General features: G+C 39.2%; 14 protein-coding genes. 6 read left to right on the forward strand and 8 right to left on the reverse strand.

Annotated elements, in window-relative coordinates; genetic code table 11:
- Positions 1–42: 42 nt before the first annotated feature.
- Positions 43–933 carry a DMT family transporter gene (locus BM015_RS17735; RefSeq protein WP_090661858.1) on the forward strand — a complete coding sequence of 297 codons (891 nt, stop codon included), beginning with the start codon at positions 43–45 and terminating at the stop codon, positions 931–933.
- A gap of 63 nt (positions 934–996) precedes the next feature.
- Here BM015_RS17735 and BM015_RS17740 read toward each other — a convergent pair whose 3' ends face one another.
- The 3 genes from BM015_RS17740 to rplT all read right to left on the reverse strand — a co-directional run bounded on the left by BM015_RS17740 (position 997) and on the right by rplT (position 3,303).
- A complete protein-coding gene (locus BM015_RS17740) occupies positions 997–1,356 on the reverse strand; it encodes a hypothetical protein (protein ID WP_090661861.1) in 360 nt (119 codons plus the stop codon).
- Positions 1,357–1,412: 56 nt separating this feature from the next.
- The gene (locus tag BM015_RS17745) at positions 1,413–2,840 is read right to left on the reverse strand and encodes a type III PLP-dependent enzyme domain-containing protein (RefSeq protein WP_090661865.1); all 1,428 of its coding nucleotides are present in this window, start codon (positions 2,838–2,840) and stop codon (positions 1,413–1,415) included.
- A gap of 118 nt (positions 2,841–2,958) precedes the next feature.
- Complete coding sequence (gene rplT, locus BM015_RS17750; protein WP_090661869.1) at positions 2,959–3,303, reverse strand: 50S ribosomal protein L20; 345 nt, start codon at positions 3,301–3,303, stop codon at positions 2,959–2,961.
- Positions 3,304–3,389: 86 nt separating this feature from the next.
- Here rplT and BM015_RS22105 point away from each other — a divergent pair, with 86 nt between their 5' ends.
- A complete protein-coding gene (locus BM015_RS22105; protein ID WP_449406339.1) occupies positions 3,390–3,806 on the forward strand; it encodes a hypothetical protein in 417 nt (138 codons plus the stop codon).
- On the opposite strand, the gene BM015_RS17760 is transcribed toward BM015_RS22105, so the two are convergent.
- On the reverse strand, positions 3,780–4,271 hold the full coding sequence (locus tag BM015_RS17760; protein WP_090661872.1) for a YajQ family cyclic di-GMP-binding protein: 492 nt from the start codon (positions 4,269–4,271) through the stop codon (positions 3,780–3,782). The two genes, BM015_RS22105 and BM015_RS17760, sit on opposite strands and share 27 nt — an antisense overlap.
- Before the next feature lie 163 nt (positions 4,272–4,434).
- Here BM015_RS17760 and BM015_RS17765 point away from each other — a divergent pair, with 163 nt between their 5' ends.
- From BM015_RS17765 to BM015_RS17775, 3 genes are all read left to right on the forward strand, one after another.
- On the forward strand, positions 4,435–5,757 hold the full coding sequence (locus BM015_RS17765; RefSeq protein ID WP_090661875.1) for a DUF6600 domain-containing protein: 1,323 nt from the start codon (positions 4,435–4,437) through the stop codon (positions 5,755–5,757).
- Between the two features lie 76 nt (positions 5,758–5,833).
- On the forward strand, positions 5,834–6,340 hold the full coding sequence (locus BM015_RS17770; protein ID WP_090661879.1) for a DUF7935 family protein: 507 nt from the start codon (positions 5,834–5,836) through the stop codon (positions 6,338–6,340).
- Positions 6,341–6,362: 22 nt separating this feature from the next.
- Positions 6,363–7,922 carry an acyl-CoA mutase large subunit family protein gene (locus BM015_RS17775; protein ID WP_090661882.1) on the forward strand — a complete coding sequence of 520 codons (1,560 nt, stop codon included), beginning with the start codon at positions 6,363–6,365 and terminating at the stop codon, positions 7,920–7,922.
- Positions 7,923–8,024: 102 nt separating this feature from the next.
- Here BM015_RS17775 and BM015_RS17780 read toward each other — a convergent pair whose 3' ends face one another.
- The 3 genes from BM015_RS17780 to BM015_RS17790 all read right to left on the reverse strand — a co-directional run bounded on the left by BM015_RS17780 (position 8,025) and on the right by BM015_RS17790 (position 13,511).
- Entirely contained in the window at positions 8,025–10,454 is a 2,430-nt protein-coding gene (locus tag BM015_RS17780; RefSeq protein ID WP_090661884.1) for a TonB-dependent receptor, read from the reverse strand.
- A gap of 252 nt (positions 10,455–10,706) precedes the next feature.
- Positions 10,707–11,522 carry an endonuclease/exonuclease/phosphatase family protein gene (locus BM015_RS17785; RefSeq protein ID WP_090661886.1) on the reverse strand — a complete coding sequence of 272 codons (816 nt, stop codon included), beginning with the start codon at positions 11,520–11,522 and terminating at the stop codon, positions 10,707–10,709.
- A 6-nt stretch (positions 11,523–11,528) separates the two neighbouring features.
- The gene (locus tag BM015_RS17790) at positions 11,529–13,511 is read right to left on the reverse strand and encodes a glycoside hydrolase family 127 protein (protein WP_218148537.1); all 1,983 of its coding nucleotides are present in this window, start codon (positions 13,509–13,511) and stop codon (positions 11,529–11,531) included.
- A gap of 218 nt (positions 13,512–13,729) precedes the next feature.
- On the opposite strand from BM015_RS17790, the gene BM015_RS17795 reads away from it, so the two are divergent.
- Complete coding sequence (locus BM015_RS17795; RefSeq protein WP_090661892.1) at positions 13,730–14,152, forward strand: DoxX family protein; 423 nt, start codon at positions 13,730–13,732, stop codon at positions 14,150–14,152.
- Positions 14,153–14,362: 210 nt separating this feature from the next.
- Here the strand turns inward: BM015_RS17795 and BM015_RS17800 are convergent, their stop codons facing one another.
- Complete coding sequence (locus BM015_RS17800; RefSeq protein WP_090661895.1) at positions 14,363–14,785, reverse strand: type II 3-dehydroquinate dehydratase; 423 nt, start codon at positions 14,783–14,785, stop codon at positions 14,363–14,365.
- Between the last annotated feature and the right edge of the window lie 31 nt (positions 14,786–14,816).

Raw genomic sequence — 14,816 nt, forward strand, 5'->3', positions numbered from 1 at the left:
TAAACTTAACCTTTTCATTGTTCATTTAATTTCTTTGCACGCATGAAGGGCGCTTTGATACGTTTACACATTGCTGTTTTTCTCTGGGGTTTTACCGGAGTGCTTGGCCGTGCCATTAATTTGAATGAAGGCTGGCTGGTTTGGTGGCGCATGTTTATTACCGTTGTTAGCCTGTGGGTGTTTTTTTATTTTCTTAACCGCATTCGTGCTGTTGCTTTTAAAGATTTTCTCAAAATCGCTGCCATCGGCACCGTGCTTTCGCTGCACTGGCTTGCGTTTTACGGGAGTATTAAATATTCAAACGTATCTATTGCATTAACCTGCCTCAGCACTACGGGCTTAATGAGCGCTGTTGTTGAGCCTTTGTTTTTCAGGCGAAGAATAAATGTATATGAACTGGTGCTGGGCCTTTTTGCTTTGGGCGGCATTATAATAATTTATGCCACCAATCTTCATTTTTCTGTGGGCATCTATATTGGGTTAGTGGCTGCACTGTTAACGGTGATTGTATCGGTAATGAATAAAAAATTAATCAGCGGTTATGCACACGATACAATTACTTTATACCAGTTAACGGGCGGGTTTGTTGGCCTGAGTATTTTATTACCTTTTTATAATATGCTGTTTCCTTCGGCACAACATATACCTCAGCAGTTTGACTGGCTGTGGCTGATTATTTTAAGCTGGTTCTGCACCATACTAACTTTTATTTTATACATCAATGCGCTAAAACAGGTAAGCGCTTTTACGGTGAACCTTACGCTTACACTGGAGCCTGTTTATGGAATTATACTTGCCTTTATTCTTTATAAAGAAAATGAAACTTTAAGCAGGTATTTTTATTTTGGTTTTGCACTGATATTTATTGCGGTGATTTTACAAATGCTGAGGTTATTGAAAGATAAAAGAAAACTCCCGGTAAGCACATTGTAAAAAGTATGGGCATAAAAAAAGCTCCGTTGCCGGAACTTTTTAATATATGTATATCTTCAATGATTATCTTCTGCCGCCATTACCACCGCGCCTGTTTTGCCTCCATTCCATTTGCTTTTGATCCAGTTTCTGCAATTGGTCTGCAGTAAGATATTTTTTCATTTCTTCTTTTGCTGCATCACGAATGGGTTTTGCTTTTTCTCTTTTATCATCACGGCTTAATGCCTGGTCCTGCATAATGCTGCGCATTTGCTGCATTGAGCGTTGAGAGATAGCCATCACAGAATCTGCATTGGCAGCAGATACGCCTAATGAATCGGTTAAATATTGTTTAACCCTTTCGCCTCTTCCGCCAGGCTGTGCAGATGCGGAAACTGTAAAGAACACAGTGGCAATAAACATTGTTGCTAATAATTTCTTCATGATAATTTATTTAAGGAGTTTATAGGATGTATGTAAAAACCCAAAGTTTAAAACACCTATAAATAACCTAATATCTTTAACATACTTTGTGCCGTTTGCTGTTTAGCATGCAGCCAGTCTGTTAATTTGCCATTCTTATCATATCCAACAATTACATGTTTTGGAGAAGGGATGAGGCAATGTTTTATGCCGCCGTAACCGCTTATCTGGTCCTGGTAAGCGCCGGTGTGAAAGAACCCCACATATAATGGCTCTTTATTAGCCGGGTCGCTGCCGTTGCCTTCACTTTCCAGCTTTGGCAAAAACACTTCATTAATATGTTCTTCAGAGTCGTAATAATCATGGCTATCGCACGTCATGCCGCCAAGCACAACACGCTGGTATTCGTTTTCCCACTTGTTTACCGGCAGCATTAAAAATTTTTCACCAATGCCCCAGGTATCGGGCAAGGTTGTTATGAATGATGAATCAATCATGTACCAACGTTCACGGTCGTTCTGCACCTTCTCTCCCACCACACTGTAAATATGCGCCATGCTTTCGCCAACAGTAAAGCTGCCGAACTCTGTGAAAATATTAGGCATGGGAACTTTTGCTTTTTTACAGGCCTTTTTTATGTTACCCACAATTTCATATATCATGAACTGGTAATCGTATTCAAAGCCAAGAGAATGTTTTATAGGGAAGCCACCGCCAATATTGATTGAATCAAGTTCAGGGCAAATTTTTCTCAACTGGCAATACAGGTTAATGATCTTATTTAATTCACTCCAATAATAAATATCATCTTTAATGCCTTTGTTCAAAAATATATGCAGCATTTTAAGCTGAAATTTATCTTCATAGCCTTCAATTTCATCCACATAAAATTCAAGAATATCTTTTGCCCTTATGCCCAGCCTTGATGTATAAAAAGGAAATGTGGGCTCTTCTTCAGCCGCCACGCGAATGCCTAATTTAAACGGCTTTCTTACGCTGCGTTTATACATTTGCAGCTCGGCTTTATTATCAAGCACAGGTATTACATTATTAAACCCGGTATTAATAAGCCTTGCAATTCTTGAAGTGTAGGTTTTTTGTTTAAAGCCATTGCAAATAATAAAAGTATCTTTTGTTATTTTCTTGCGCTTATAAAGCTGGTTAATAATTTCAATATCGTAAGCATACGATGTTTCCAAATGAATATTATGCTTTAAAGCCTCTTCTACCACAAAAGAAAAATGAGAGCTTTTGGTGCAATAGCAATAATTGTAAGCGCCTTCATATTTGTGGCGTTTGAAAGCCGCTTCAAACATTTTTTTAGCCTTGTTTATCTGCATACCTATTTTAGGCAGGTAACTAAGTTTGAGGGGCGTGCCATATTTGTCAATTAATGCTTTAATATCAAGCCCGTTAAATTCAAGGTATCCGTTATCGTTTAAGTCGAAATCTTCCTGTGGAAAATGGAAAGTTTGCTTAACAAGCGAAGTATAAGTATTTGTCATTTCCTGTTCGAGTTCATGATTTTTTTTGACAAGAGCCAACAAAAGTAATTGATTGCAATAATCAAAATAAAAAATCCCGCAAAGCGCGGGATTAAATTTTTATTTTTTTTGCTAAACTCTATTTAACTGAAGCAACCAAAGCTTTAAAACTTTCAGGTTCATTCATGGCAAGGTCTGCAAGAATTTTCCTGTTTAATTCAATACCTTTTTTATTCAAAAGATTAATGAATTCGCTGTACGTTAAACCTTCTTCCCTTACAGCAGCGTTGATACGAACAATCCAAAGCTGGCGGTAATCACGCTTCTTTACTTTGCGGCCCACATAAGCATAAGTTTGTCCTTTCTCAACAATATTTTTGGCAACGGTATATACATTTTTACGCTTGCCGTAAAAACCTTTGGCCTGTTTTAAAACTCTTTTTCTTCTTGCCCTTGATGCAACTGCATTTACTGAACGTGGCATAATTTATAATTTTTGATTTCTGATTTTTTTAGCTGTAAGCCGCAAGCATCAGAAAATGTTTTTAAAAATGTGTTTATTACTTCCTTGTGGATTATTTCAAACGCAATAAGCGCATTACAAAATCTTTGTTAGGCGCTGCTACCACACCTTTTTGGCGAAGGTTTCTTTTGCGCTTGGTAGATTTTTTGGTAAGGATGTGTCGTTTGAAAGATTTCTGGAAAGTAATTTCACCTGTGCCGGTTACTTTAAAGCGCTTCTTTGCGCTGGAGTTTGTTTTAACTTTAGGCATTATAATCTTATTAAGATTACTCCCTGCTGGCGTTTCCGCACTGGCGGAACTCTTGTTGAGCCTTACGGGAATTAAAATTTTGGAGCGCGAAGGTATAGAATTATTGAATATGGTCAAAGCTTCACTTAACCTGACCTCAGCATTTGCAATTAAAAGCACTGTTCAAATAATTTCTTTCGGCAAGAGCTTACGATTTCATATTTGTAAACTGTAAAGGAAATGACAGGTTTGCCTGCCTGCAGGCCGCAATTACTGACTGTAAGTCATCTATTTTTTTTCCTGTTACCCGCACTATGTCATCCATTATTTGAGCCTGCACTTTAAGGCCGCTGTCTTTAATAATCTTAACAATCTTTTTGGCATCCTCCTGTTTCAGTCCGTTGGTAACAGGCACTTCTTTCTTCAGCACTTTACCGCTTTGGTGTGCATCTTTTGAAAAATCAAAAGCATTGGCATCAATACCCTGCTTCATACTGCGGCTTATGAGCACATCAATCACCTGCTTCATCTTCATATCGCTTTCCACTTCAAGCGTAACCAGGAAATCTTTTTTATTCAGGGTTATTTCAACCGGCGAATTTTTAAAATCAAAACGGTTACTTATTTCTTTTTTTACTGTGTTTACAGCGTTATCTAAAGTTTGAAGGTCAACTTTGCTGGCAATGTCAAAAGATGGCATAATCTTGATATTTTTAATTATATTTAAAGCATACTTAAAACTGTAAAGGTACCGTTATCAATTAAACTTTATTATTCCTTAACCGTCCTAATAACATTAACAAACAAGTGTTTGTTTTTTGTATACAACTGGAATAATTTACACAACAATTCAACACAACAAAATGACATTAATTAAAAAATTTTTTCCTTCCCTGATAATGCTGCTTGTCGTTGCAGCCTCGGGCAGCATCCCAAACGCTGCATCGGCGCAGAACGACGATTATTACGATGATAACGGAAGTTACAGCGACAACGATAACAGCTATAATAACGAGAGCTATAATGATGATGATAATCCATCTGATTATGATTACCGGCCCTCAGATGTAAACATCAATGTATTTAATGAAGCTTTATCACCTTACGGAAGCTGGGTTGTTTCTGCATCGTACGGACGGTGCTGGGTACCGCGCCATCGTGGGTTTGTGCCTTATTCAACAGGTGGCCACTGGATTTACTCTTCTTATGGTTGGACGTGGGCTTCTGACTATGGCTGGGGCTGGGCGCCCTTCCATTATGGCCGCTGGACATACGACCCTTTTTACGGATGGATGTGGGTTCCTGGTTATGAATGGGGCCCGGCATGGGTAGCATGGCGTTCCGGTGGCGGTTATTATGGCTGGACTCCTTTAGGGCCAGGCATGCATATAGGTATTAACATTGGTATTGGCGTTCCTTATAACAGGTGGGTATTTGCACCAAGCCGGTACATGGGTTACAGCAACATACACAGGCATTATGTGCGCCCTTCCCGCAACACTACAATTATTAATAATACTACTATCATTAATAATACAACGGTTTATAATAACAGGCGTTTTGTTGCAGGGCCAAACCGTACTGAAGTAGAGAGATACAGTGGCAGGCGCGTAAACCAGGTTCGCGTGGTAAATTCAAACAGGCCCGGCAGCGCCAGGGTTAGTAATAACACTATTCAAATGTACAGGCCGGGTGTAAGACAAAGAGCGCCTCAGAGCAATGCGGGTGCAAACAACAGGCCTAACATCAATAACCAAAGGCCCAATCAACAGCATGACAGGAACCAGGCAAATAATCAACAAAATAATAACAGGCCGGCCCCGGATGCACGCGACAGGATAAACAATCAAAGGCCGCAACGCAATATGCGTCAGGCTCAGCCTAATTCCGGCAGAAACCAGCAGCAGCCAAACAATGTGCAGCCGCGGAATCAATCAAACAGGCCCAGTCAAAATTCTGACAGGACGAGGCAGCAGCAACAGCGGATGCAGCGCCAGCAACAACAGCAACAGCAGAGAATGAATCAGCAGCGGCAGCAAAGAAATAATGACCAGATGAGGTCGTCTAACAGGCAGCGGCAATTCAACCAGCAAAGACAGCAGATGCAAAGGCAACAACAGTCTAACCAGCCACGGCAACAGTCTCCTTCCAGGGAACGGAGTGAAAGGCCAGGGCACAGAGGATAACTTTACATTAAGCCGGTTATTAATCAACCGGCTTTTTTATTTATTGAGATTACTTACTTTGCACAAAACATAAATTTTGGATAGCAACCTGATTATTATTCTGGTAATTGTAATTGTTGTGATGACTGCCCTGGTGTATATTTTTACAACCCGGCCCAAAAACGGGAACGGTGAAAGCCCTATAAACAGGGAAACTGCAACAACCATGCAACTGCAGGCTTATGAAAGGTTGCTTATACTGGTTGACAGGATTGCACTTCCGAATGTAATAACCAGGGTTAACCAGCCCACATCATCAGCCAGGGAAATGCAGATGCTGCTTACACAAAACATCCGTTCTGAATATGATTATAACATTACGCAACAGATATATGTAACTGCTGAAGCATGGAATGCGGTAAAAAACCTTAAGGAGCAAAACCTGCTTATTATAAACCAGATGGCCAACGTATTGCCGCCGCATGCCACCGGCCTTGACCTGAATAAATTATTGCTGGAATTTTTAATGAACGATAAGAAAGGTTCATTGCACGAAGTGGTAAGCGAAGTGTTAAGTTATGAAGCAAAAAAACTGATGAGCTAAAGGCCTCATTTAAATTGCGTTTATGCCAGGTGAAAAATGTTTTACAGATAGCGGGATTGAAATAAAAAAAGTATATCAGCCAACAGTCAACGGTCAACGGTCAACCGAAATCCCCGGTGAATTTCCATTCACCCGCGGCATTCAGCCCGATATGTACCGAGGCAGGCTTTGGACCATGCGCCAGTATGCAGGTTTCTCCACCGCCGAAGAAAGCAATAAACGTTATCATTATTTATTATCCCAGGGCGTGAATGGTTTAAGTGTTGCATTTGATCTGCCTACACAAATTGGTTACGACAGCGATCACGATCTTTCTGATGGCGAGGTTGGAAAAGTTGGCGTTGCCATTGATAGCATAGAAGACATGCAAACTTTATTCGATGGTATTAAACTACAGGATATTACCACTTCAATGACGATTAATGCCACGGGTTTTATTTTATTGGGTTTATATGTAGCGCTGGCAAAACAGCAGGGAGCCGATCTTAAAAAAATATCAGGCACTATACAAAATGATATCCTTAAAGAATATGCAGCACGAGGCACTTATATCTATCCGCCCAAACCTTCCATGCGCATCATCACCGATATTTTTGAATGGTGCAGCAACGAATTGCCTAAATGGAATACTATATCAATTTCAGGTTATCACATTCGCGAAGCTGGCAGCACGGCTGTACAGGAAATTGCATTTACATTAAGCAATGGAAAAGCTTATGTAAAAGCCGCCATGAAAAAAGGGCTTGATATAAATGTGTTTGGCAAACGTCTCTCCTTCTTTTTTAATGCGCATAATAATTTGTTTGAAGAAGTAGCTAAGTTTCGCGCAGCAAGAAGAATGTGGGCCAGGATAATGCAATCGCTTGGCGCTACTGATCCAAAAGCAATGATGCTGCGCTTTCACACACAAACCGGCGGCAGTACATTAACAGCCCAGCAACCACTAAATAATATTTCGAGGGTAACCATACAAACAATTGCGGCGGTTTTAGGCGGCACACAAAGCCTGCATACAAACGGGTATGATGAAGCTTTAAGTTTACCAACAGAAGAAGCGGCCCGCATTGCTTTGCGCACACAACAAATTGCTGCTTATGAAAGCGGTATTGCCGATACGGCTGATCCGTTAGGTGGTAGTTATTTTGTAGAATCACTTACCGGCGAAATTGAAAAAGCTGCATGGGAATTAATTGAACAGGTGGACGTTTTAGGTGGAAGTGTTGCTGCCATTGAACAGGGTTTTATGCAAAATGAAATTGCCCGCAGTGCTTATGAGCATCAGCTCAAGGTTGAATCAGGAGAAAAGATTATTGTGGGTGTAAATAAATTCATGGTTGACGATGAAGAAAAAATCCCTTTGCTGAAAATTAATGACAGCATTCGAAAAATGCAAGTTGAAAAATTAAAACACTTAAAAGAAACACGGAATAAAACATCTGCAATGGCATGTCTTGAAAACCTGCATAGCAAAGCAGTTTCAGGGGAAAACATCATGCCTGCTGTGAATGATGCAGTTGAAAATTTTTGTACGCTTGGCGAGATCGCCGATACCTTGCGAAAAGTGTTTGGTGAATACAGGTAGCCTGCTGGAGTTAGAGGCATCCATAAATTTATAGTATAACATTACATGATAAAAGGCATAGGTTTTTGAAATCCTATGCCTTTCATTTTTAAATAACATTATCTATCCTTTTCCCTTTACACGGCTTTGTTCTTCGTCGGAACTGCTGTGGTTGCGCTGTTCTGCTTTTTGGCCTTTGCTAAAGCGATAAGTAAACGTAAGGTTTACCACGCGGCTTTCCCATTTGTTATGAATCTTCACATCTACGTTCTGATAGCGGCTGTAACCCCGCCACTGCTGAATGCCTAAGAAGTCACGTACATTTAATTTTACCGAGCCCTTATCTTTCAAAACTTTTTTAGCAACAGCAAAATTCAAAGTACCCTGCGGCAAACCAACAACAGTACCATAAATTGCTTTGCTGTTAAAGTAACCGCTTAATTCTGCGCTCCAACCTTTTGGTAAAGTAAACTGGTTTTGCATATTGGCATTAAAGGCCGGGCCCTCCACGTTAATTATGCCGGTATTCACAAATCCCTTATACTTGTTATATGCACCCTGAACATATAAATTGGCCCTCCACCATTTTGTTACAGGCACTGCTGCATTTACGCTTAATGTAAAACTGTTTTGTTTGGCGAGATTTGTTTTGGTAACATAAGTTGTATGTGTACTGTCTATCTGCATCAACTGTTCATTTATAATGTCGTTTACCAACACATAGCTAAACGTGGAAGTGATCATATTTTTATATACATGTGTCAACTCAATATTGTGGCTGAACTGTGGCTTCAGGTAAGGATTACCGACTTCATAAGTGTATTTATCAAGGAAGTAATAAAACGGATTCATATCGCCGTAATCAGGCCTTTGAATTCTTCTGCCATAATTTAAATTCAACTGGTTTTTATCATTCAAGGTATAATTTATATAGGCTGTGGGGAACAACTGCGTGTAATTGCGTTTAAATGTTTCGCCAGTGGTTAACTGCCTGCCTTTTGCGTTAGTGTTTTCAAGGCGAAGGCCTAACTGGGCGCTCCATTTTTTATTGAACTGTTTACTGGTGTTTATATAGGCAGCATTGATGTTTTCTTCATAAACAAAATGGTTAGAACGGCCTGAATCTGTAACCCATTCATTATTGATAAAATTGGTGTAAAGCGCATTGTTATCTGTTTTTACATAGCTGCTTTTTAAGCCTGCTTCAATTTTTAGATTGTTTTTTAAAGGATGCACATAGTCAATCTTGCCGCTATAAATATTTATTTTACTTGGCAGGTCTCCACGCAGCAATTCATCAGCAGAAACCTTATTGTTCTTTGCATCAAAAAATTTATTTATAAAAAGCTGGCCGGATGAAGATTGATATTGCAGGTAATCTATATTGGCAGATAATTCCCTGCCGGTAGAGTCAAACTTAGTTTCCATATTAAGATTGGCGCCATAATTTTTCCAGTTATTTTTAGAAACACTGTTTGTATAAGTTTCATTTTGCAAAGCATTAGCTGCATTATATATATCTGTGACATTGTTGTTACTGTTAGTGCCCGGATTAAAATTGCCATTTACTGAAAAGCCAAGCGTTGTTTTTTTAGTGGCATAAAAATCGAGGCCGGTTTTAAAATAATGCGACTGATATTCAGATTGCATATCGCTGGTCTGCATAAATTTCGTATCTATTTCGCCTGCCTCATTCCTGAAATTTCTTTCAAGCTCAAGTGTATGGTAACGTTTGCTATAATTGTAACTATAGTTGCCAAACACATTCACCTTGCCCGAACGATAATTAAAGTTGATGCTCTCATTTGTTTTTGGAAATTTACCGATACCATAGCCTGCTGTTACGCCGGCGCTAAATCCTTTAACCTTTGTTTTTTTGGTTTTGAAATTGATGATGCCTGAATTGCCGGCTGCATCATATTTTGCCGACGGGTTCGTCATCAGCTCAATCTGGTCAAGGCTTGTTGATGGCAAATTCTTTAAATAATTAGCCAGGTCCTGCGCACTTAAATAAGTAGGCTTGCCGTCAATCATCACCACTACGCCGCCTTTTCCTTTCAGGCTTATGTTGCCATCTTTATCAACCACAACGCCCGGTGTTTTCTCTAAAATTTCATAAGCTGATAAACCGGCATTGGTGGGCGATGCATCAATGTTCACAACAGTTTTATCAATTTTTTGTTCGATGAACTGTTTTTGCGATGTAACCACCACATCGGAAAGTTTGGCCGAAGATTGAAGGCTGATGGTTTTCAGATCAATCATTGGATGTTCGTTATCGAGTGTTAGAAGTGGCGAATACCAGGTTTCATTACCAACAAACTGAACAGAAACCAGGTAATGACCTTTAGTGATTTTGTCTATGAGAAAATGCCCGTTCTTATCTGAAAATTGCTGTTTTAGCATTGAAGAATCCGGTTTCAACAACATAACGGTTGCAGCTTCCAACGGCTTCTCAGAAATTACAACATTACCATTAATAGAGAAGTATTGTGCATTAACTATTGAAAAACAACAGTTTAATATAACAGTTAGTGTAAAAAAAGTTTTCATTTAGCAGCTTATTTAAAGTTCCTTGTTATAAAAATTACATAACAAATGTAAGTACCATGTATTACATAGTTCAATATTATACATAAGCGGCAACGGTTTAATTTGGCCGGTTTAATTTCTGAAAAAATTAGTTGGAAGAAAACGCCGAAATTTTAAAAAAATATAAACCCGAAATCTTTAAAGATTCCGGTTTAATGTGCGATGTGCGCCGGGATAGAAGTCTTTAATCCTGATATGGCTGCTGCAATTGCCTTATTTATTTACCTGCAATTCAGCAACAACTGGCATGTGGTCTGATGCCGTATTATTCTGCACCACTTTATGTGATAATATGGTGAAAACATCTTTCGGTTTGAATGCTATAAAATCTATGGCGCCCGTTTCACCATCTTCACCAAAAGTTGAAGGACAGTTATTACAGGTACGTGTGAAATGCTCATCAAGCATATTAATAACTTCGCTTCCTTCGCCTGAATTAAAATCACCGGCAACAATAAACGGTAAAGTAGTTTCTTCAGCAATACGGCATATTTCTTTAATCTGTAAATCCCTGCTGGTTTTATGATAGGCTTCCAGGTGCGTGCAGCCAAATCGAAATGTTTTACCGGCAAGAAGTGTAATTGTTCCTGCCGCCAGCATGCGTTGTTCACCGCCGTTAACCGAATCCATTGGTAAATTGTAAGCTTTTGTATCAGACAAACCATATTTGGATAACAGGAGAATACCATATTGCCCGCCGTCAAAATCCATTGCCTTTGCAAAAAAGAAAGATGGATAACCTGCCTTAACTGCAAGCTGTTCTGCTTCATTAATTTTTCCTGAACGATTTGTGTTTATATCCACTTCCTGCACGGCAACTATATCTGCATTTTGTTTTTTTATCACGGCTGCAATGGCATTCACATCAATCACATCCTGCTTACCGGGAGGATTGCAATGATGTATGTTATACGTCATTACTTTAATAGTATTACCGGCATATTTATCATCCGGTATATTTTTATGGGAACTGGCAGTGATAAAGATCACTGCAATAATCAATATAAATTTCAGGTGGTTGTATTGCATATATATTTAATGATGATCACTGTTGTTTGTTTGATAACCGATCTTCACATCGTTCACTTTTACCGGCAACCACACCTGCATATCGTTAGAACTGCGGTTACACCATGCATAATAAGGAATGGCTTTAACATCCCGCTGTTGCATAATAACAGACTGGCCATCTGCAGAAGGTATAGCGGCCAGGCCTTTCCCATTCAACGCAATAACCGGTTCTGTGAGCACCTGCATATTTTCCGGCGTAAACCCTGCTGATGGTGGCACAATAAGGTTCCATACGCCTTCTTTATTGTCTGCACCTTCCACGCAATATAATACGGGGCCACGTTGTATGGCAATGCGGCCTGCATCATATTTTATTTGCTTCCCTGCCACAATATAATTTACAGGCATAGGAATATTATATTCAATCACATCACCTTTTTTCCATTCCCTTTTTATAACAGCATATCCATTTTCAACCGTATAAGCAACATCTTTTCCGTTTACGCGGATTGTTATTGCTGAATCAACATTATTGGAAAATTTATACAGATCGCCGGGCACCGGCTCTCCTTTTGCCCAGCCTGGTATGCGCAGGTTAAGGTTGAACGTTGCGGCTTTCTTTGTATCGATTGTCATCTTCACATTACCATTCCAGGGATATTCTGTTTGCATGCTGAACGCAACATCTTTTTTACCAAACCTGAAATCAGTATTGCTTCCAATAAATAAATTCACCCATAAACCATCATCACTTTTTCCATAAATATAATTACCAACTGAAGAAACAAGGCGGGCAATATTTGAAGGGCAACAGGCTGTACCAAACCATTCTTTACGTTTATGCTGGCCACTGGAGGCAAGCGGGTTATCGTAAAAGAAATGATCGCCGCTAATGCTTAAACCGGCCAGCGCCCCATTATATAAACTTCTTTCCAATACATCAATGTATTTGCTTTCACCCGTTAATTCACACATGCGCTGGTTCCAGAAAACCATGCCCACAGAAGCACAGGTTTCACAATAAGCATTTTCATTAGGCAGGTCATAATCTGTTGAAAAAGCCTCTGAAGTGCCGCCGGTGCCAATGCCGCCTGTTATATACATGTTTCTATACACAACATCTTCCCAAACTTTCTTCATCACATTCATATAATCTTTGTCATTGGTTACAGCAGCTACATCGGCAGCACCGGTATATAAATACATGGCACGCACTGCATGGCCGGTTATTTCGGTTTGCTTTTTTACCGGTACTGCATCCTGCCAGTATTCCGGCGTTATCCAGTTTGAGCCATAAGCATAATATCGTTTACCTCTTTGTTCAAGGTACCAATCAGCCAGCTTAAGATAACGGTCATCATTAGTAACCTTATATAATTTTACCAGCGCCAGTTCAATTTCTTCATGCCCGCTGAACCAGTTTTTATTGGCAAGCCGCATAGTAGAATCAATATGATTGGCAAAACGTATAGCAACATCAAGTAATTTTCTTTTTCCTGTGGTATTGAAATAAGCTATTGCCGCTTCAATTAAATGACCGGCGCAATAATCTTCATGTTTTTCAACATCTGTCCATCGTTTACTTATATCGCCCAAAGTGTAATAGGTATTAAGATATCCATCAGGTTGCTGGGCGGCTGCAATAATATCAATCCACCTGTCAGCCGTGTTTTCCAAAGCTGTATCAGGATGTGTTTTTAATGAATAAGCTATTGCTTCCAACGCCTTGTAAACATCGCTGTCATCAAAATAAATACCCTGGTGTTTCTCTCCTTTTTTATGCGCTACCTTTTCAAAATTGCGGATGCGGGCTGTTGCAATTTCAGTTTGATAAATACAGGCAGGTAATGTTTTGGTAGCCACTTTATCAATTTTGGGTTTCCAGAAGTCATCATTGATAGTAACTTTTGAAAAATTTACAAATTCAAATTTCTGTGAATTGTTTTGACTCCATACTGAAGTACATAATAAGCAGCCAAGTAACAGGCAAACATAGTTTTTCATCATAGTATTTTCTCCTGCAAAAAATAATTGTATAAAAGCAATTATACTGATTATTTTTTAAGGATGGATTAGTTGCACAGATAACGTATTACGGATGAACGGCAGGCATTTAAACGTAATTATTGTGTGTCGCAAATAACCCCAAAACAGCCTCATTTGCACCGCATCAATCCTGTGCATGACCTTCAACTTTGTGTTGCAAACACATAAAAAACAAGATCATGAAAACATTAAAAACTACTAAGGTAATTTACTGGGCCACTACTATCATCATCTTCTTATTCGAAGGTGTAATGCCGGCATTAACGTCTCAAACAGAGCTTGCCAAACAAGGCATTCAGCATTTAGGCTATCCGCAGTATTTTGGAAATGCTTTTGTTATTTTTAAAGTGCTGGGCACACTGGCTTTAATTATTCCGCAGGTACCAAACCGCGTTAAAGAATGGGCGTATGCAGGTTTTGCTTTTGATTTTATTTTCGCTTCTATAAGCATTACCGTTGTTGATGGTTTCAGCTTTATGTCTGCCTTTCCTTTAATCTTTCTCGGCATACTTGCGGCATCATATATCACCCGTGAAAAAATGCTGCGGAATAAAAATGCATCAGTAACAGAAAACCATAATACTTATGCAGTTGCCCGTTAATTAAAAAAGATATTGATTGGGGATAATGATTACAAAGAAGTAAAGACGATTCAGGAATTGCCACAATGCACAGATAAAATTCTGTGCATTGTGGTTAAATACATTTAGTCAGAAATTATCATTTCAATGATTGAATATTCACTAATCTTTTGCGAAGGTTTACAATTGAACATTGATTATTGCTATTGAATATTGGTTATTTGTATTTACCTAAGCATTATCAATAAACCATTTCACTGCAAGTTCATATCCCTTTAAGCCCAGGCCAAAAATACTGCCCACGCTTTTGCCTGAAATATGAGAAAGCTTCCTGAAATCTTCCCGCGCATGCACATTGCTTATATGCACTTCAATAACCCTGGCTTTTATAGCTGCTATAGCATCGCCTAATGCAACAGATGTATGTGTATAGCCGCCGGGGTTTAAAACAATACCATCGTAATCAAAGCCAACTTTTTGAATTTCGTTTATCAGTTCGCCTTCCACATTGCTTTGATAATAATAAAACTCAATTGATGGGAAAACCTTTTTTAATGTTTCAAAATAATCTTCAAACGATTGATTACCGTAAACATCCGGTTCCCGTTTGCCAAGCAGGTTAAGGTTTGGCCCATTGATGATAGCAATTTTCATATCAAAATATTCAAAGCTTTTAAATTAGCAG

The organism is Parafilimonas terrae (assembly GCF_900115755.1).
Taxonomy (GTDB): domain Bacteria; phylum Bacteroidota; class Bacteroidia; order Chitinophagales; family Chitinophagaceae; genus Parafilimonas; species Parafilimonas terrae.